The 19,493-nt window shown below is 61.4% G+C and carries 17 protein-coding genes; 6 read left to right on the top strand and 11 right to left on the bottom strand.

Features of this window, described 5'->3' with window-relative positions:
• Positions 1-9 precede the first annotated feature (9 nt).
• From AB4Z15_RS13850 to AB4Z15_RS13840, 3 genes are all read left to right on the top strand, one after another.
• Positions 10-804 carry a peptidylprolyl isomerase gene (locus AB4Z15_RS13850; protein WP_442017729.1) on the top strand — a complete coding sequence of 265 codons (795 nt, stop codon included), beginning with the start codon at positions 10-12 and terminating at the stop codon, positions 802-804.
• A 66-nt stretch (positions 805-870) separates the two neighbouring features.
• Positions 871-2,514: a DUF349 domain-containing protein gene (locus AB4Z15_RS13845; protein ID WP_442017728.1), complete on the top strand. Its 1,644-nt coding sequence runs from the start codon at positions 871-873 to the stop codon at positions 2,512-2,514.
• A gap of 113 nt (positions 2,515-2,627) precedes the next feature.
• Positions 2,628-3,230, top strand: coding sequence for a hypothetical protein (locus AB4Z15_RS13840; RefSeq protein ID WP_442005717.1), 603 nt, complete (start codon positions 2,628-2,630; stop codon positions 3,228-3,230).
• Here the strand turns inward: AB4Z15_RS13840 and AB4Z15_RS13835 are convergent.
• From AB4Z15_RS13835 to pdxT, 9 genes are all read right to left on the bottom strand, one after another.
• Positions 3,227-5,620 (bottom strand): RelA/SpoT family protein, encoded by a 2,394-nt coding sequence (locus AB4Z15_RS13835; RefSeq protein ID WP_442017866.1) that lies wholly within the window; start codon positions 5,618-5,620, stop codon positions 3,227-3,229. The two genes, AB4Z15_RS13840 and AB4Z15_RS13835, sit on opposite strands and share 4 nt — an antisense overlap.
• 162 nt (positions 5,621-5,782) lie before the next feature.
• Positions 5,783-6,772: a protein translocase subunit SecF gene (gene secF, locus AB4Z15_RS13830; RefSeq protein ID WP_442005718.1), complete on the bottom strand. Its 990-nt coding sequence runs from the start codon at positions 6,770-6,772 to the stop codon at positions 5,783-5,785.
• Positions 6,772-8,523 carry a protein translocase subunit SecD gene (secD, locus tag AB4Z15_RS13825; protein WP_442005719.1) on the bottom strand — a complete coding sequence of 584 codons (1,752 nt, stop codon included), beginning with the start codon at positions 8,521-8,523 and terminating at the stop codon, positions 6,772-6,774. Before secD ends, secF begins: the two co-directional genes overlap by 1 nt.
• Positions 8,524-8,636: 113 nt before the next feature.
• Positions 8,637-9,017, bottom strand: coding sequence for a preprotein translocase subunit YajC (yajC, locus tag AB4Z15_RS13820; RefSeq protein WP_442005734.1), 381 nt, complete (start codon positions 9,015-9,017; stop codon positions 8,637-8,639).
• Positions 9,018-9,203: 186 nt separating this feature from the next.
• Positions 9,204-10,280 carry a Holliday junction branch migration DNA helicase RuvB gene (ruvB, locus tag AB4Z15_RS13815; protein ID WP_442017727.1) on the bottom strand — a complete coding sequence of 359 codons (1,077 nt, stop codon included), beginning with the start codon at positions 10,278-10,280 and terminating at the stop codon, positions 9,204-9,206.
• Complete coding sequence (gene ruvA / locus AB4Z15_RS13810; RefSeq protein ID WP_442005721.1) at positions 10,273-10,917, bottom strand: Holliday junction branch migration protein RuvA; 645 nt, start codon at positions 10,915-10,917, stop codon at positions 10,273-10,275. Before ruvA ends, ruvB begins: the two co-directional genes overlap by 8 nt.
• 103 nt (positions 10,918-11,020) lie before the next feature.
• The gene (ruvC, locus tag AB4Z15_RS13805; protein WP_442005722.1) at positions 11,021-11,599 is read right to left on the bottom strand and encodes a crossover junction endodeoxyribonuclease RuvC; all 579 of its coding nucleotides are present in this window, start codon (positions 11,597-11,599) and stop codon (positions 11,021-11,023) included.
• A gap of 45 nt (positions 11,600-11,644) precedes the next feature.
• Positions 11,645-12,400, bottom strand: a complete 756-nt coding sequence (locus AB4Z15_RS13800) for a YebC/PmpR family DNA-binding transcriptional regulator (RefSeq protein WP_216925538.1) — start codon at positions 12,398-12,400, stop codon at positions 11,645-11,647.
• Between the two features lie 3 nt (positions 12,401-12,403).
• Positions 12,404-13,105, bottom strand: coding sequence for a pyridoxal 5'-phosphate synthase glutaminase subunit PdxT (pdxT, locus tag AB4Z15_RS13795; protein WP_442017726.1), 702 nt, complete (start codon positions 13,103-13,105; stop codon positions 12,404-12,406).
• Between the two features lie 126 nt (positions 13,106-13,231).
• Between pdxT and AB4Z15_RS13790 the strand changes: the two genes are divergently transcribed.
• Together AB4Z15_RS13790 and AB4Z15_RS13785 are read left to right on the top strand one after the other, a co-directional pair.
• Entirely contained in the window at positions 13,232-14,563 is a 1,332-nt protein-coding gene (locus AB4Z15_RS13790) for a MurT ligase domain-containing protein (protein WP_442017725.1), read from the top strand.
• Positions 14,560-15,300, top strand: coding sequence for a type 1 glutamine amidotransferase (locus AB4Z15_RS13785; RefSeq protein WP_442017724.1), 741 nt, complete (start codon positions 14,560-14,562; stop codon positions 15,298-15,300). Before AB4Z15_RS13790 ends, AB4Z15_RS13785 begins: the two co-directional genes overlap by 4 nt.
• Positions 15,301-15,329: 29 nt before the next feature.
• Here AB4Z15_RS13785 and AB4Z15_RS13780 read toward each other — a convergent pair whose 3' ends face one another.
• Positions 15,330-16,598 carry a CapA family protein gene (locus tag AB4Z15_RS13780; RefSeq protein WP_442017723.1) on the bottom strand — a complete coding sequence of 423 codons (1,269 nt, stop codon included), beginning with the start codon at positions 16,596-16,598 and terminating at the stop codon, positions 15,330-15,332.
• Between the two features lie 83 nt (positions 16,599-16,681).
• Here AB4Z15_RS13780 and AB4Z15_RS13775 point away from each other — a divergent pair, with 83 nt between their 5' ends.
• Positions 16,682-18,694 carry a M3 family metallopeptidase gene (locus tag AB4Z15_RS13775; protein WP_442017722.1) on the top strand — a complete coding sequence of 671 codons (2,013 nt, stop codon included), beginning with the start codon at positions 16,682-16,684 and terminating at the stop codon, positions 18,692-18,694.
• 145 nt (positions 18,695-18,839) lie between these two features.
• Here AB4Z15_RS13775 and AB4Z15_RS13770 read toward each other — a convergent pair.
• On the bottom strand, positions 18,840-19,493 hold a 654-nt coding region (locus AB4Z15_RS13770), incomplete at its 5' end, for a pyridoxal 5'-phosphate synthase lyase subunit PdxS (protein ID WP_442017721.1).

Genomic DNA, 19,493 nt, shown 5'->3' with positions numbered 1-19,493 from the left:
GGAGGACTCTTGGCAACAAGGTCGCGGGATGACCGCGAAGCGAGACGCCGCATCCGGCAGATGGAAGCCAAGCGTGCCCTGCGGCAGGAACAGGGCAAGCGGCGCAAACGCGACAATACTGTTGCCATCGGCGCGGGCGCTGCCGCTGTGATCCTTGCGGTGGTGCTGCAACTGACAGTTTTCAGTTCCAATCCCACTGAGGCAGAGTTCGCCGCCGCAGAAGCCGGACTGAACTCCCCTTCGGCCTCACCTTCGGCATCCAACAGCGCAGACATACCCAGCCCGGACACCGCAGCCGGTAAAACCTTCACCGGGGAGCTTGCCTTGAACAGCGGCGTTGTAGGAGTGGAACTGAACGGAACTGCTGCTCCCCAGGCGGCCGCCGTCATCAAGTCCCTCACCGATGCCGGCTACTACAACGGAGCCTTCTGCCACCGGCTTACAACCTCTGACACGTTCGGCCTGCTGCAGTGCGGCGCCAAGTCCGAAGACGGCGCAGACGATCCCAACTACCGCTGGGGTCCGCTGGAGAACACACCAACGGACAACACATACCCGGCTGGAACAATCGCCGTTGCCCGCTCGGGAAACAACGCCTACGGCAACGGTCATCAGTTCTTCATTGTGTATAAGGACACCACAATTCCTGCGGACACGGCCGGTGGTTACACAGTGGTGGGCAAGGTCACCAGTGGCCTGGATGTGGTCACGAAAATCGCTGCAGCAGGCCTGAAACCGGGCGAAAACGCGACCGACGGCGCCCCTGTGGCACCTGTCACGATAGACTCGTTTTCTCTGAAGTAACCAGCCTTTGGCCCCGGTCCGGGGTGCAGTACCTTAGCAGTCCCTCCAAGCGAAAGACTTTTAGCGGTGACAGACAGTCAGAAATCCGACGAAACAGCAGTAGTGGCCAACCAAGACGCAGTCGAGGCAAACAGCCCGAACGGCACTGAGGCAGCACCTGCGGCTGAACAAACCCCCGCCGTTGCGGCCGACGAAACACCGGCAGCAACCGAAGCCCCTGCCGCAACCGAAGCCACTGCCGCTGCAGAAACGCCTGCGGCAGAAGAAACGCTTGCAGAAGCAGCTGAGGTGGCACCTGCAGCGGAGGAAGCACCAGCGGCTGCGGCGGCACCGGCACCCGCAGCGGAGGAAAGCAAGCCTGCCGACTCGCGGCCCACTCCTTCCCCTGCTGCCTTCGCCGCGCGCCCCAAGGCGCCTGCCGCCGTCGTTCCGGCTGCACCCGCAGTGTCGGCCGCCTCGCTTGCTGAGGCAGCCAAGTGGGGGCGCGCCGAAGGCGATGGCCACGTATTCCTCACTTTGGATGGCGAAGAGATTGCCGTAGGCCAGTACCCGGGTGTTAGCCCTGACGAAGCCCTGGGCTACTTCGCCCGGAAGTTCGACGACGTCATTGCCCAGATAGTCCTGCTGGAACACCGCGTGGAATCCAAAGCCCCGGCAACGGATATGCAGAAGACGGTAATCCACCTCCGCGAACAGCTCGCAGAGCGCAATATGGTGGGCGATATCCGTTCGGCCGAAGCACGCCTGGACACGCTGTCCGAGCAGATCGCCGAGCTGGAAAGGTCCGAGAAAGCAGCACATGAGGCCGTCCGCGCAAATGAGCTTGCCGCGCGAGAAGCCATTGTGGCGGAGGCGGAGAGCATCGCCGGCCAGGATCCTGCCCAGATCCAATGGAAGACGTCCAGTGCGCGAATGAACGAACTTTTCGAGACCTGGAAGGCTGCGCAGAAGAGCGGGGTCCGTCTTGGCCGGAGCAATGAAGACGCACTCTGGAAGCGCTTCCGCTCGGCACGCACTGTCTTCGATCGCCACCGCCGCGCGTACTTCTCGCAGCTGGACAGCAACAACTCTGCGGCCAAGGTGGCCAAGGAAGCATTGATCGCAGAGGCTGAGGCGCTTTCCTCTTCCACTGACTGGGGTTACGCCGCCGGGGAGTACCGCAGGCTCATGGATCAGTGGAAGGCCACCCCACGCGCCAGCCGCAAGGATGACGACGCGCTCTGGGGCCGTTTCCGCGCCGCGCAGGATGTGTTCTTCAGCAACCGGCAGGCTGCAAACGAGCAGATCGACCAGGAGTACACGGCCAACCTTGCAGTGAAGGAGCAGTTGGTAGCTGAGGCGCAGGCGCTGCTGCCGATCAACGATCTCAACGCAACGAAGAAGGCCCTGCAGTCCATTCGTGATCGCTGGGAAGATGCCGGTAAGGTCCCCAGGGCGGACATGGGCCGCATCGAGGCCGGTCTTCGCAAGGTGGAGGACGCAGTCCGCGAGGCCGAGGAGGAGAAGTGGCGCCGGAGCAATCCGGAGACCAAGGCCCGCACCAACAGCGCTTTGTCCCAGCTTGAGTCCGCTATTGCCGGGCTCAAGGAGGATCTGGAGAAGGCTGAAAAAGCCGGAGACCAGCGCCGCATCAAGGCTGCGCGTGAAGCTCTTGAAGCACGTCAGGCGTGGCTGGACCAGATCCAGCGTTCAGCGAGCGACCTCGCCTGACCCAGCTTTGGGTTCATGGTGAGCCCACGTTTGCCTGCAGGCCCTGTACCGGTTATCCACATGCCCGGTACGGGGCCTGTACTGTTGCGGTCAGGACACGGAATGATCAATGAATGGTCCCACCCGTCACAGCCCCGCACCTGCTGGAGCCCGTTCTTCCCGAGCTCTATGCACCCAGCCGCATCTTCACCTGGCCTGAATTGCAAAGCATGGCGCTGGATGGCATCCTGCTTCCCTTATACGGGAGGAGCTACGCGTCGCCCGGGATTGCAGTCACGCCCCGCCTCAGGGCCCGTGCAGCTGCCCTGACTGTCCCGGACCGGATGCGGACCAAGGTGGTGGCGGGCAGGCTTACTGCGGCGTGGATCTACGGATGCGCCGGCCCTCCAGAGCGGTTATCACTCCTGGTGGATGCCAAGCATCGTATCTCCAGTGTGCGCAGTGCCCGGGGATGCAACCTCCATGAGGTCCGGCTCGGCCAGCTGGACGTTGTAAGCCTAGGTGGCATGCTGGTGAGCAGCCCCTTGAGAACAGCCGCGGACATCGCACTGCACGTCGAGTCGGATCAGGCCCTGCCGGCACTGCGGCGACTCCTGGACCACCCGGAGCTCGGCATCAGGCTACGTTTGCTTACCCTTGCCGTGGAGGCAGCGCCACGGGTTCCCCACAAGAAGCGTGCGCTCGCTACGCTCGCACGGCTCTTGTCCCCGAACTAGCTCCTGCGCCTGTTACCCGTGGTGCGGTAAACGTCGAAGACCCCGTCAATACGCCGCACCGCGCTGAGGACATGGTGCAAATACTTTGGGTCACCCATTTCGAAGGCAAACTTGGAGATCGCTACCCTGTCGCTGGAAGTGTGCACCGAAGCCGCAAGGATGTTGACATGGTTTTCAGACAGGACTCGCGTGACATCGGACAAGAGAGACTTCCTGTCCAGGGCTTCCACCTGAATCTCAACGAGGAAGACACTGGACTGTGTTGGTGCCCACTCGACCTCGACGATCCTGTCCGGCTGGTCGCGCAACCCGGAGACGTTGGTGCAATCGGTCCTATGGACCGAGACGCCAGAACCGCGGGTGACAAATCCAAGGATCGGGTCAGGGGGCACAGGAGTACAGCACCGGGCAAGTTTGACCCAGACGTCTCCCACGCCGCGGACGATGACACCGGAATCGGAAAACTTGGACTTGGCAACCTGCGTGGGGATGCTGACCTCGTCAAGGTCCTCATCCGGGGTCTCGTGCCCACCCAGATGCTCGACCAGCTTCTCCATGACTGACTGGGCAGAAGTGTGGCCGTCACCCACGCCTGCATACAGGCCGGAGATGTCAACGTAGTGGAAGTCCTCGGCGACCGCAGACAGTGCATCATGCGTCATGAGCCGTTGCAGTGGGAGGTTCTGCTTTCGCATTGCCCGCGTCAGCATGTCCTTGCCGCGGTCAATCGCTTCCTCGCGGCGTTCCTTGGTGAACCACTGGCGGATCTTGTTCCGGGCCCTTGCCGACTTGACGAAGTGCTGCCAGTCCTGGCTTGGACCTGCACCCTCCGCCTTTGAGGTGAAGATCTCGACCCAGTCGCCATGGTTCAGTTCGCTGTTGAGCGGCACCAGCTTGCCGTTAACACGGGCTCCAATGGTCCGGTGACCTACTTCCGTGTGAACCGAGTAGGCGAAGTCCACGGGAGTCGATCCAGCAGGCAAGGCCATGACTTCGCCCTTGGGCGTGAAGACGAAGACTTCCCGTGCGTTGATCTCGTACCGCAGGGAATCGAGAAATTCGCCCGGATCCGAGGTTTCCTGCTGCCAGTCCACCAAGGACCGCAGCCAACCCATATCGCCGTCGCGTGGGCTGCCAGGACCCACGGCGGTGCGGTTCGGCTGGTCCTTGTACTTCCAGTGGGCTGCGACGCCATACTCCGCCCGGCGGTGCATCTCATGGGTGCGGATCTGGATTTCCACGGGCTTTCCACCCGGGCCGATCACCGTGGTGTGAAGGGATTGGTACATGTTGAACTTCGGCATGGCGATGTAGTCTTTGAACCGCCCTGGAAGTGGGTTCCATCGCGAGTGCAAGGTACCGAGTGCCGCGTAACAATCCCGCACCGAGTCAACCAGGACGCGAACGCCCATGAGGTCGTTGATGTCGTCAAAGTCCTTATCGCGGACGATCATCTTCTGATAAATCGAGTAGTAGTGCTTCGGCCGGCCGGTAATGGTCGCCTTGATCCGCGCAGTCCGAAGATCATCGGCAATCTGGTTGCGGATAACACTGAGGCTCTTCTCGCGTTCGGGGGTGCGGTCCCCCACCATGCGGACGATTTCCTCATACACCTTGGGGTAGAGCGCCGCGAAGGACAGATCCTCCAACTCCCATTTAATGGTGTTCATACCCAGGCGGTGCGCCAGGGGAGCGAAGATCTCCAGAGTTTCCCGGGCCTTGCGGGACGAGGATTCTGCAGAAACGAACCGCCATGTACGAGCGTTGTGGAGCCGGTCGGCAAGTTTGATCATCAGGACCCTGATGTCCTTGGCCATGGCCACGACCATCTTGCGGACTGTCTCCGACTGGGCTGCTTCTCCGAAGCTGACCTTGTCCAGTTTGGTCACGCCGTCCACGAGCATGGCCACTTCCGGGCCGAAGTCGCGGGTGAGGTCATTCAGGGTGTAGGGGGTGTCCTCCACCGTGTCGTGGAGCAACGCAGCGGCCAGGGTGGTTCCTGTCATTCCCAGCTCAGCAAGGATGGTGGCTACTGCCACCGGGTGGGTGATGTACGGATCACCACTCTTGCGCTTCTGCCCCTGGTGACTGCGCTCTGCAACCGCGAATGCGCGCTGAATGAGGTCGAAATCTTCTTTGGGGTTGTTGGCCCGCACCGTTCGAAGGAGCGGTTCCAGAATCGGCGAGTACGGCGCTACGCCCCGGCCGGTCAATCGCGCAAGCCGGGAACGCGTGCGCTCCCGCCTACCTGGAAAGGTAGGACGCACGCCGGGAGTGTCGACTGGAACCGTACCAGCAGTCCGTCCAGCCACGCTTGTTGCCGGAACCGTCACACCGTGGTGACTGTCCTCCCCGCCCGTCGGTGGTGCCGACGTCGCACGTTCTTCCACAGAAGTACCCCTCACGACCTATTTAATTCTTCCAGTCTATTCCCGCAGGCGAATGCTTCCGCAACCGGACAGCACATGACGCAGGCGCCGGCAAGTCAAAGAGAAAGGACCCCGCTGTAAAGCGGGGTCCTGCTCAAGGACGTAATGCCTGGTGGAAATAGTCTAAACAGTGGCCTCCGCCCGGCGGTGGGCCACTTTCTTGGCCTGCTTCACGAGGTCCGGCTCGCCCTGGCGCAGCCAGGCATAGAGCGGTGCCGCTATGAAGATCGTCGCTGCCGTACCGATGAGGATTCCGACGAACAACGCCAGGGAAAGATCCCGCAGCGTTCCAGCGCCCAACAGTCCGGCCCCGATGAAGAGAATTGCTGCAACCGGAAGGACGGCAACCATCATGGTGTTGATGGAGCGGACCAGGGTTTGGTTGACCGCAAGGTTGACCTCTTCACCGAAAGTCCGGCGCGTAGAGGTGGAAATGTCAGCCGTGTTCTCGCGGATCTTGTCGAAGACCACCACGGTGTCATACAGCGAATAGCTCAGGACAGTCAGGAATCCGATGATGGCCGACGGCGTCACCTCGAAATCACTCAGGGCGTAGACGCCCGCTGTGGTGAACATCGTGACGAGCATGCCCACCAAGGCAGAGAGTGACATCTTCCAGGTCCGGAAATACAGAGCCATGAGGACAGCAGCGAGGCCGACGAACACCACAAGCCCAATAAGTGCCTGGCGTGTGACGTCCTGACCCCACGTGGGACCAACAAAGTTTGATGTCACCTCGTTGTCCGTTACACCGTAAGCGGTGGTCAGGCCTTCTTTGATGCGGTTGGTCTCGTCATCTGTCAGCTGGTCCGTCTGAATCCGCATGGTGTTGCCCGCCACGTTCGCAACGCGGGGAATGGCACCGGATACGACGTCATGGACAGCCTTTTCGCCCAGGCCGGCATCGGTGGTCTTCACGTTGGAAACGGTGAACTCCGAGCCGCCGCGGAACTCGATGCCGAGGTTGAAGCCGCCCTTCAAGACCGGGATCAGGATGGAGAGGGCCACAGCGACCGCAGCAATGATGAACCAGATCTTCTTGGAATCAACAAAGTTATAAGAGCGCTTGCCCGTGTAAAGCTCGTTGCCGAAGGTTGCGAAGCTCGTAGTCATTACTTCTCCTCCTTGGTGCCGTTGGAGGGACCGGTCAACTGGCCCTTCTCGGCAAGGCGCCGTTCGGCGATGGTCATGCGGCGTTCTGCTTCGGCTGCTGCACCCGTATTACGTGCACGGACAACGGCCGGTTTCTCAGCAGGTGTGCGGAGACGTCCAGCTCCCCGATACAACGGGATAGCTCCCAGACGGTCAGGTGACAGGCCGGAGAACCTGTGGCCTTCGCCAAAGAACCTTGTGCGGGCAAGGACCTGCAGCATCGGATGCGTAAACATGAACACCACGATGAGGTCAGCGACAGCCGTGAGGCCAAGGGTGAAAGCGAAGCCACGGACATTGCCCACAGCCACGAAATAAAGGACCAAGGCTGCCAGCAAGTTCACTGCCTTGGAGGCCAGCACAGTCCGCTTGGCACGCTTCCAGCCATTCTCGACGGCGGATACGAGCCCGCGGCCTTCACGAAGTTCATCGCGGATTCGTTCGAAGTACACAATGAACGAGTCGGCCGTCTGTCCGATGGCCACGATCAGGCCGGCAACACCTGCCAGGGACAGGCGATAGTTTTCAGTCCAACCCAGAATGGCGATGGCGAGGTAGGTCAAGCCACCGGCGACTACCAGGGAAGCGATGGTGACAAAGCCAAGGGCCCGGTACTGGAAGAGCGAGTACACAACTACCAACAACAGGCCGATGAGGCCGGCAAGCAGGCCGAGCCGGAGCTGATCGCCACCGAGCGTGGCAGAGATCTGTTCCTGGGACTGGATCTCGAAGGAGATCGGCAAAGCGCCGTAGCGGAGCTGGTCGGACAGTGCTTTTGCGGAGGCCTGGGTGAAGTTGCCCGTGATCTGCGGTTTTCCGTCAGTGATGACAGCAAGCGACCTCGGTGCAGAGATGACCTTGTCATCAAGGACGATGGCGAATTGTGCCTTGGGGTCGTTGCCGCCCTGGGCAAGGGACGCGGTGTAGAACTGGTTCAACCGCTCCGTGACTTCCTTGAACTTGGCAGTTGCCTCGGAGTTGAACGTGATGTTCACGCCCCAGGAGTTGGTCACCGATCCCTGTGCACCTTGGACTTGCGAGAAGGAGGAGGAACTGATGTCCTGGCCTTTGACCTCGACCGGACCAAGGATGTACTTGATGGCCGGAGTCTTGTCCGTTGCCGGTTCACACGTCACCAGTGGCTTGGCCGGATCTGAACGCTCCCGCTTCTCAGTGGAAGGGTTGACGCAGTCGAGCGCCTCGAATTCCTTGTAGATCTCAGGAGTCACCCAGTTGGTATCGCTCGCGTTGGTGGGTTCCGCGGTGGGCTTGGGCAGTTTGTCATCCGGCGTACGGGATTCGACAGGGATGGCCGCAGGATCGGCCGCAGCGATCACCGGGCGGAAGTTCATGTCCGCCGATGCCTGGATGAGGTCACGGGTTTCCTTGGACGGAGTTCCCGGGAGGCTCACCACCACGTTCCGCCCCGACTGGGTGCTGATCTCGGCTTCGGCAACACCGGAGCCGTCCACACGCTGCCGGATGATGGCCACTGCCTGGTTGAGCTGTTCCTCGGTGATATCGCTGGAACCCTCCACCCGGGGCGCCAGAATCATCTGGGTGCCGCCCTCGAGATCCAAGGCAAGCTTGGGAGCCCAGCTGGCATGGCCGGAAATGACTCCGCCACCCAGCACAGCGGTGAGTACAACGAATATTGCTCCAAGCCAAGTCAGCACCCTGCGGGCTGAGTTTTTGGGGCCGGTCCGTGCCATTATCGATCTTCCTTTTATCGCCGGACAGCCGCCGGCGGACGCTGGTAAGCGTCAGCCGGCGGCTTCCGCTGCCGTAGAAGTGTCCTTGCGCGGTGTTGCCGCGACTGACGGTGCTAGTTGTCCTTCTTGTCCTCGTTGTTGAGGCGCGCGATGGTTTCGTCCGGCGTTTCAGTCGCAGCGGGGGTCTCATCGGCAACGGTCAACGAAGAAGCGTCGTCCGGAACAACAGGGGCTTCCTCTTCAGCCTTTTCGACCACCTTGGTGACGGCCTGGCGGTGAACCGTAGCTTCGTTTCCGGGAGACAGCTCGATAACGACCTTGTTCTCAGCTTCATCGATGGACACGATGCGTCCGAAAAGACCGAAGCTGGTCATGACATCGACGCCCGGAGCGAACTTGGACTGCATCGCAGCCTGCTGCTGCTGGGTCTTCTTGTTGCGGCGGAACATCATGAAGACAAAGAGTCCAAGCATGACGAACAGCAATATGGTCATTGGATCCACAGGGAAGTTCCGTTCTTTACTTACGTTTTGGTTCACGGCAACGTCCCCGGCAGATCCTGCGGCCACGGGACTAAACCCGCATAGCAACGCGCTTCACCGCGAAGCGGGCGCATGGATCAAGGACTCGAACGTGCCGAGCGTCATACCAGTCTAGTGGGAAAAGCTGAATACAGCGTGTTAACCGATGGTATCTACGCTTTCAGCATGGTTTTCATCCTCGTCAAACAATGCAAGGGTCTCCTGACCGAATACGCCCGCAGGCACAGCATAACCAAGGTGTGTCCAGGCTGATGCCATGGCGATGCGCCCACGAGGTGTCCGCCCAAGCAGTCCTTCGCGCACCAGGAATGGCTCAGCCACGGTCTCCACCGTTTCGGGTTCTTCACCCACGGCAATGGCCAAGGTGGACAAGCCAACAGGGCCACCATTGAACTTGGTAATGAGGGCTTCGAGAACTGACCGGTCCAGCCTGTCCAAGCCACGTTCGTCTACTTCGTACATATCCAAGGCAGCTGACGCCGACCCGGCATCGATTTGCTCAATGCCATGAACGAGGGCCCAGTCACGAACACGGCGCAGGAGTCGGTTGGCTATACGTGGTGTTCCCCGGGAGCGACCGGCGATCTCGGTGAAACCTGCAGAGTTTACCTTCAGGTCAAGAAGTCCGGCAGAGCGGCGGAGGACAAGTTCGAGTTCGGCCACCGAATAGAACTCAAGGTGCCCGGTGAAACCGAATCGGTCCCTCAATGGGCCCGGAAGAAGTCCTGCACGGGTGGTGGCGCCTACCAGGGTGAAAGGCGGGAGCTCCAAAGGAATTGCAGTTGCGCCTGCTCCCTTGCCAACCACGATGTCCACGCGGAAGTCCTCCATGGCCATGTACAGCATTTCTTCTGCGGGCCTGGACATGCGGTGGATTTCGTCAAGGAACAGGACCTCCCCCTCCGAGAGCGAGGAAAGGATGGCGGCGAGATCCCCTGCGTGCTGGATGGCCGGTCCGCTGCTGATACGCAGCGGCGCGTTCATCTCCGCTGCAATGATCATGGCAAGTGTGGTCTTACCGAGTCCTGGAGGTCCGGACATCAGCACGTGGTCGGCGCTGCGGCCACGCATCTTCGAGGCCTCAAGGACCAAGGCAAGTTGTTTGCGGACACGATGCTGTCCTACGAAGTCGTGCAGGTTCTTGGGTCGGAGAGCAGCCTCAATGACCCGCTCTTCCGGTTCCTCTCCCCCGCTGACGAGTGACAGCTCAGCCACGGCTGCCTACGCGGTTGCCGGCGCGGGCCCCGTCCTGGCCAAGCCAGCGCAGCGTAGCCCGAAGTATTTGGGCCACGTTACCGTCGTCGACAAGCTCGGGGGAATCGGCCATGGCTTTATCGATGCTGCCGGCGGCGTCCTTCTCGGACCAGCCCAGACTGGTCATGGCAGCCACTACCTGGGGCTTCCATTCCACGGTAGCGATCACCGCAGGTGTTGTTCCTGTGCCCGTGCCGTGCGGGACCAACTTCCCGGCCAGCTCGAGGACAATACGGCCGGCCACCTTTGGCCCAATGCCGGGCACCTTGGTGAATGCCTTGCTGTCACCAGTGTGAGCCGCCACCCGGATGGCTTCCGGTTCGTGCACGGCAAGTACGGCCAGAGCCAGCCGCGGCCCGACGCCGCTGACGCTCAGCAGGACATCGAAAACCTCGCGTTCATCATCATCGGCGAAGCCGAACAACGTGAGGGAATCCTCACGGACGATCATGGAGGTGAAGAGCTTCGCCTCGGCACCTACTTTTAGGTGGCTCAAGGTCTGGGGTGTAGCGAAAACGCTCATTCCCGCACCGTTGAGGTCGATCACGGCGGTCGACAAGCCAACGTGGGCAACTGTTCCACGGAGAAAACTGATCAAGACCCGGCTCCTGAGGTACTGCCTGCTCGGCTCCCATGGATCCATGGCGCCAAGCGGACTATCCGAACATATCTACGAATACCCTAGCAAGGGGTACCGACAATCACCGCGCACGGCGCGCTTTCGCTTCGGCTTCCGCCCAGGCCCGCTGAGCCGGGGTGAGGGAACCCGTGCCCGTGTTCCCGCCGATTCCACCCATGCCGCTCCCTGCCCGCCAAGCATGCGTCAGGGCCAGGGCGAGGGCGTCTGCGGCGTCAGCGGGCTTGGGCGGGGCATCGAGCCGCAGGATCTTAGTCACCAATTTGGTGACCGCATCCTTGTTGGCAGTACCACTTCCGGTGACGGCGGCTTTGACTTCAGAGGGCGTGTGCAAGGCGACGGGAATGCCGCGACGCGCGGCCGCAGCGATGACAACGCCCGAGGCTTGGGCCACACCCATCACAGTGCTGACATTCATCTGCGAAAAAACGCGTTCGACGGCGACGACGTCCGGCTCGTGCAGGTCCAGCCACTCGTCGATGGCTTGTGCGATGACCAAAAGCCGCTTGTCCAGCGTCAGCTCAGCTGAGGTCCCGACCACACCAACAGCCACCATGGTGGCCCGGCGGTTCCGTTCGATATCAACTACACCGATGCCGCAACGGGTGAGGCCCGGATCGACTCCCAATACGCGAAGAGTCAAGTCCGGGCCTCCCTGTTTGTTGTCAAAATAAAGGTTCTGCCCTGCCTAGTCGGCGTCGAGGGCAGCCTGTACTTCCTCGCTGAAGTCGGCGTTGCTGTAGACGTTCTGGACGTCATCCAGGTCTTCGAGTGCGTCCACGAGTTTCATGAATTTCCGGGCACCATCAATATCCAGGTCCACCTGCATGGAGGGCACGAATTCAGCTTCATCGGATTCGTACTCGATGCCGGCATCCTTCAAGGCGTCACGGATGGCCTGCAAATCGGAGGGCTCGGAATGCACTTCCCAGTTCTCGCCACTGTCCTTGACTTCCTCTGCGCCGGCGTCCAGGACGGCCATCAGGATGTCATCCTCGCTCAGCCCATTCTTTGGCAGCACCACGACGCCCTTGCGGGTGAACAGGTAGCTGACCGAGCCGGGATCTGCAATGGTGCCACCGTTGCGGGAAATCGCGAGTCGAACCTCGGAAGCCGCACGGTTCTTGTTGTCAGTCAGGCACTCAATCAACAACGCCGAGCCCTGGGGGCCACGGGCTTCGTACATGATTTCGGTGTAATCGACCACTTCGCCTGTGAGGCCGGCGCCACGCTTGATGGCGCGGTCGATGTTGTCGTTGGGAACCGAGGTCTTCTTCGCCTTGGTAACCGCGAGTTCCAGGCCTGGGTTGCCGGCGAGGTCCGGGCCGCCCATGCGCGCAGCAACTTCGATGTTCTTGATCAGCTTTGCGAACGACTTTGCACGCCTGCTATCAATGATGGCTTTCTTGTGCTTGGTAGTCGCCCATTTGGAGTGGCCTGACATGCTTTACGCTTCTCCTCTGATCATTCGAATAAAGAGTTCATGCACGCGCTTCTCACCTGTGACTTCCGGATGGAAAGAGGTGGCCAACAGCTGGCCGGAGCGCACTGCAACAATTCTAGCCAATCCGTGCAAAGTGGCGGTGTGGCTGGCATGCTCCGGATCAACCTGAGCCAGGACTTCGACTCCTGGGCCAACCCGTTCCACCCAAGGTCCACGGATGAAGACTGCGTGCACCGGATCCACGCCGGACTCCCCTGCGCTGAATTCGAGTCCTTTGAAATCGAGGTCCGTTTCAAAGGACTCGCGCTGCCGCCCGAAGGCATTGCGGCGCACCGTGATGTCCAGCCCGCCGAAGGTCTGCTGGGGGTTTCCGTCCAGATCAGCAGCGGGATCGGCAATCTCATCGGCAAGGAGAATCATGCCGGCACAAGAGCCGTACACGGGAAGGCCTTCGGCGATACGCTTCCGCAGCGGGTCCGCGAGTTCAAAGATCCTTGAAAGTTTGTCGATCGTGGTGGATTCCCCACCCGGGATGATGAGGCCGTCAACGTCATCCAGCTCTGCGGGCCGACGGATGCCCACACCCGTGGCGCCTGCGGCTTCCACTGCGTGGATGTGCTCACGGAAGTCGCCTTGGAGGGCCAGTACGCCGATCCGGAGTCCTGCACCCACGCGTGATGAAGCGTCGGAAAGGGGGTTGGTCATTAGACCATCATAGTGGTCCGGCCAGGCAATCTCCTCCCCGAGGCCACGCCGGAGGACAAGCCGGAGCGCCAGCAGGAGAAGCCTCCGGGCCAAGTTCCATGCCTTAACTGGGATATATTACAGAGCATGTTTTCCTTCAGCGTTCCCCTCGGCAAGCTGGTCCGCACACTGTCCCGGCTCCGGGGTGGCGGCTCTGCTTTCCCCGGCCTGGTGGTTGAAAAAATCGATCCTGGTTTCATGCAGAGAACGCTGTCCGGCCTTCCCCATGGTGTGGCGGTTGTCAGTGGCACGAACGGAAAGACGACAACCACCAAAATGGTGGTCGAGCTGCTGGAAAGCCAGGGCCTGAAGGTCTTCACCAACCGCACAGGCAGTAACTTCACCCGGGGCGTAGCCGCCTCCCTCCTCGGCGATGTTGACTGGCGTGGCCGGCTCGACGCCGACGTCGCCATCCTCGAACTCGACGAAGCACATGCCGTGCATTTCGTGAACAAGGTCCCGCCCCGTTTCAGCCTCTTGCTGAACGTCCTCCGCGACCAGCTTGACCGGTTCGGCGAGATCGACAAGACCGCCCGATTGCTCGAACACATCGCCCAGAAAACCACGGATACCGTGGTGCTGAACCGTGAGGACCCCCGTGTGGCACGCATCGCCAACACCCTCAATGCTCCGGGGGCCCTCCACCATCCCAGCGTCCGCTATTTCGGCCTCGATGAATCGCTGCGCAGCACATTTCCCAACGACGACGATATGAGGACCGCCACCACGGGCCCCTCGTCCCCGAACACACCGGCACCCGGCACCGCAGGTGAGGTACCCGACGGCCCTGCTGCCGACGTCGTACTCCGCCGCGTGGGTGCCCAGGACGCTGACTTTGAGTTCGACGGCGAAACAGTCACCACGGGCATGAAGCTACGGGGTGTCTACAACATCTTCAACGCGGCCGCCGCGCTCTCCCTGGCCAGGGCGATCCTGGGTACGGGAGCCGTCGACACTCCCAAACTGGTCAAAGCACTCGGTGATGTGGCTCCCGCGTTCGGGCGCGGCGAAAGCCTCACCGTGGATGGCCAGCCGTTGGAACTTGTGCTCGTTAAGAATCCCAGTGGCTTCCGGCTCGGCCTGAAGTCCTTCCCTGCCGGCGGATACGCCACGATGATCGCCATCAACGACAATTATGCAGATGGCAGGGATATGTCCTGGCTCTGGGACGTTGACTTCGAATCACTCAGGGAAGCTGGCGTCGAGGTCCTTACCGGCGTCCGCGCCTACGATATGGCCCTGCGCCTGCAATACGACGAGGTCCGCTTCGGTACAGTCGAGACCGACATCACCGCGGCCCTGCATGCATTTATCGACGGCTCGCGAGGCAAGCCCAAGCGGATTTTCTGCACGTACACCGCCATGCTCGCGATCCGTCGCGAACTGGCCAAAATCACCATAGTTGAGGTGGTCTCATGACCTCGGAAGCACAGCCCACCAAAGGAACCGTCCGCGTCCTGCAGCTGTACCCGCGGGACATGAATATTTACGGCGACTGGGGCAATGCCCTGGTCCTGCAGAAACGAATCAAGTGGCATGGCTACACGCCGGAGCTGCTTGAGTACAACGTCGGCGACGACTTTCCCGAGGACATTGACATCATCGTGGGCGGCGGCGGGCAGGACAGCGGCCAGCTGGTTATTCAGGATGATCTGCAGGCACGCGCCGATCATTTGCGGGAGCTCGCGGACGAGGGCGCACCAATGCTGGTCATTTGCGGTCTCTACCAGCTTTTCGGAAAGTTCTTCAAGACAAGCGCAGGCCCTGTCATTCCCGGGATCGGTATCCTCGACGTCGAAACGCACGGCACGGATGAGCGGCTGATCGGCAATGTCACGCTCAAGTCCTCCGAATTCGGGGACGTCCTGGGCTACGAGAACCACAGCGGGCAGACCACGCTGGGCCCCGGCGTCCAACCGTTGGGGACAGTCACCAAAGGTGCAGGGAACAACAGCAAGGATGGTCACGAGGGAGCCCGCTACCGCAACGTGGTGGCCAGCTACCTGCACGGTTCGCTGCTGCCCAAGAACCCGGCGATCGCCGACTTCCTGATCCGGACGGCCGTGGAACGCAAGCATGGCACTTTCGTGCCTGGAACGCCCGACGACGACTATGCCCGCCTCGCGCGGGAGCACGCCGCCCGCCGCCCACGCTAGCCGGGTGGTGGTTCGACTACCTGCTGACCTTACTTGTCCTTGGTAATGAGCAACTCGTGGGCGCCGGCAGTTGCTGCCCCCATCGACTCAACCACAGTCTTGGTGCGCTCGTGGGTCTCTGCATCAGCTGCCGGGGAAGCGCAGACTCCTTGGGGTGCATCGCTGGCCACTGAGCACCAACGGTAGGGATCCCGGACAATCACTGACGGCGCCCATGCGAGATCCGAGGCGGTCCAAACACCGGCCGCGTTCTGGCTGAACTGTGCACGGACCAGAAGTCCTTCATTGTTGACCACATACCAGGGCGACAATTCCGTCACGCCATTGCCCAGTCCGTAGACAATCCACGTGCCCTTGTAGTTTTCGATCGGCAGCACCGAGTGCGTGTGGTGTCCATAAACCATGGTGAATTGGCCGCTGTCCACCAAGGCGTGGGCGACTTCCTGTTGTTGGGCATTGGCCTCGCTGGCGTACTCATCACCGGCGTGCATGACTCCCAGCACGATGTCGGCCCCTAGCGCACGGGCCTTGGTGGCTTTCGCAATCATGACCGTGGGATCAAGCTCGTCCACAAGCCACGGGTACTCCGGAATCTGCCCGTTGTGACCGTAGGTGCCAGCAATGACGGCTACTGTTGCGGCGCCGGTTTTGAGCATCAGGATTTCCTGTGATGCAGCTTCAGTCCGGTAGGAACCAGTGTGCTTGAGCCCGGCAGCATCCAGCGCATCCAATGTCCGGAGCAACCCTTCCGTCCCCCGGTCTATGGTGTGGTTGCTGGCTGTGGTGCAGGCCTGGTACCCCACATCCTTGGAGGCGGTAACGATCTGCGGCGGGACATTGAAGGACGGGTACGCGGAGAACGGACCATCCGGCGTGGCAACGGGCGTTTCCTGATGGCAAATAGCGAGATCGCTGTTCCGGATGTAGCGGCGCTGGCCTTCAAGGAGCGGTATGAAGGTGTAACCAGGCTGCCCTGCGGCGGCGGCATCGGCCCGGGCTTGCTGCCACAACTGTGTATGGATCAGCATGTCGCCCGTGACAGTGATGGACGTGCAACGCAGTTCGGGACAAGCAGGCCCCTTGCCCGGGGTTGGCGTAGGAGTCGGCGTTGGGGTGGACGCAGGAGACGCGGGGGCAGTAGCGGCGCTGCTTTGCTCCCGGGAGTCGTTTTCTGCGATTACTCCGCAGGAGCTCAAGGACATGGCAAGCACTGAGGCGGCCAACAGGGCGCCCGTTCGCCGTGAACTCTTGCGGCGGCTGTGAGCCCGACGAGTTGCGGAAGATGTGATGTTCCCCATAACGGCAATCCTACGGCGCACGACGCGCGGGATTCTGGCGAGCCGCCCTTGAGGACACGATTCTTAAGTGAAAGAGTCCCTTCATGACGAATCCGCTTTTGAGCCCCAGTCCCCTGCCGTTCGGCTTGCCACCCTTTGAAGCAATCAGCACCGAGGACTACGCCGAAGCCGTGGACGCGGGACTGGACGAACACCTCCACGAGATCCAGCAGATTGCGGCGAACTCTATGCCGGCGACTTTCGAGAACACGGTCTTGGCCATGGAAAGGTCCGGGCGGTTGCTGGACCGGGCCTCGGCGTCGTTCTTTACGCTTGTATCGGCCGATGCGTCGGAGGCGATCAGGGAGTTGGAGACTGGCCTCGCACCCAAGTTTGCCGCACATCAAGACGCCGTCTACATGAACCGTGACTTATACGAACGCTTCAATGCCATCGACAGCGCCGGCCTTAATGAAGAGTCTGCTCGCTTGGTCCAGGAATACCTCAAAGAGTTTCGGCAGTCCGGCATTCAACTTGACGACGACGGCCAGGCGCGGCTTCGGGAAATCAACGCCGAACTCTCGCGTCTGGGCACTGAATTCGGCCAGCGCGTCAAGGAGGCGATCAAGGCTGCCGCTATTCTCCTCGACGACGAAGCCGACTTGGCCGGCATGTCTCCCGAAGATGTCGCTGGCGCTGCCGAAGCCGCCAAGACCGCCGGGCACGATGGTCAGTTCCTCTTGACGCTGATCCAGCCAAGCAACCAGCCTGCCCTCGCCTCGCTGGAAAACCGGACCGTTCGGCGTCGCCTGTTTGAAGCGTCCCTCGCTCGAGGCACCGACGGCGGAAACCTGGATGTCCGTGATCTGGTGACGGCAACGGTCCGCTTACGCGCGGAGAAAGCCGGCCTGCTGGGCTTTCAAAACTTCGCGGAACTCGTAGTGGACCAGCAAACGGCCCCGGACTTCACGGCCGTGCAGGCAATGCTGGGCCGGTTGGAACCTGCAGCCGTCCGCAACGCCCAAGCCGAAGCCGAAGCTTTGGCCGAGTCCGCCGGCCATCCACTGGAGCCTTGGGACTGGGCTTACTACTCCGCCCAGGTTCGGCGGGAAAGGTACCAAGTGGATGAACAGGCCATCAGGCCCTACTTCAGCCTCGAAACTGTCTTGGCTGACGGCGTCTTCTTCGCAGCGACCCAGCTCTATGGCATCACGTTCCATGAGAGGCCGGATCTGGCCGGATACCACGAGGACGTCCGGGTGTGGGAGGTGCGAAACGAGGACGGCAGAGCTCTGGGCCTCTTCCTTGGGGACTATTACACGCGCGAATCCAAGCGCGGAGGAGCCTGGATGAACTCGCTCGTGGAACAGTCCCGGCTCCTTGGCACGCAAGCCGTGGTGATCAACAACCTCAACATCACCAAGCCGGCGCCAGGCGAGCCTGCTCTCCTGTCCCTGGACGAGGTCCGGACTGTCTTCCACGAATTCGGGCATGCGCTCCACGGACTATTCTCCGACGTGGAGTATCCGCGGTTCTCCGGAACGTCCGTGCCTCGGGACTTCGTGGAGTACCCGTCCCAGGTCAACGAAATGTGGATTATGTGGCCAGAGGTATTGACCAATTACGCACGCCACCATGCCACGGGAGAGCTGCTCCCGCAGGACATCGTGGACAAAATCAACGGATCCCTGCTGTGGGGTGAGGGATTCGCCACCACTGAATACCTCGGAGCAGCATTGCTGGATGTGGCGTGGCACGTGATGACAGAGTCCGAAGTTCCGGACGACGTCCTTGCCTTTGAAGCCAAGGCGTTGGCCGACGCCGGCATCGCCCACCCGCTGATTCCGCCGCGCTACCGCACCGGCTACTTCCAGCACATCTTTGCCGGTGCCGGGTATGCTGCCGGCTATTACTCCTACATCTGGAGCGAAGTCCTGGATGCGGACACCGTTGAGTGGTTTAAGGAAAACGGCGGTCTCACCCGCGCAAACGGCGAACACTTCCGCGCCGAGCTACTCGCCCGCGGAAACAGCCGCGATCCGCTGGAATCCTTCCGCACGTTCCGAGGCCGGGACGCCGACCTTGGCCCCCTCCTAAAGCGCCGGGGACTCAACTAACCCCAACACCCCAGAAAACGGAACGGTGGGCGCCGATCCGGCAGCGTGCGTAAAAGGGCCCCCGCCCCAGCCCACCGCCAAAATGGCGGCGGCGAGGGCGGGGAATAGCACGCAGAGGATCGGCGCCCACCGGGCGCAATGGAACCTACCAGCCGCGCTCTGCCAAGCGGTGAGGCTGCGGGATTTCGTCGACGTTGATGCCGACCATCGCTTCGCCCAGGCCGCGGGAGACCTTGGCGATGACGTCGGGATCATCGTAGAACGTGGTGGCCTTCACGACGGCGGCAGCGCGCTCTGCGGGGTTGCCGGACTTGAAGATCCCCGAACCGACGAACACGCCATCGGCGCCGAGTTGCATCATCATCGCAGCGTCAGCCGGGGTTGCGATGCCACCAGCGGTGAACAGGACCACCGGGAGCTTGCCGGTGGCGGCGATTTCCTTGACCAGTTCGTACGGGGCCTGCAGTTCCTTGGCCGCAACATACAGCTCGTCTTCGGGAAGTGCGGCCAGCTTGGCGATCTCGGAACGGATCTTGCGCATGTGCCCGGTGGCGTTGGAAACATCGCCGGTGCCGGCTTCGCCCTTGGAACGGATCATCGCCGCGCCTTCGTTGATGCGGCGCAGGGCCTCACCAAGGTTGGTGGCGCCACAGACGAAGGGAACGGTGAAGTTCCACTTGTCGATGTGGTTCACGTAGTCGGCCGGGGTCAGGACCTCGGACTCGTCGATGTAGTCCACGCCGAGGGACTGCAGGACCTGGGCTTCGACGAAGTGGCCGATGCGGGCCTTGGCCATGAC

The organism is Paenarthrobacter sp. 2TAF44, assembly GCF_052114885.1.
In the GTDB taxonomy this organism is placed as follows: Bacteria; Actinomycetota; Actinomycetes; order Actinomycetales; family Micrococcaceae; genus Arthrobacter.
This window is presented reverse-complemented; position numbering and strand designations above follow the sequence as displayed.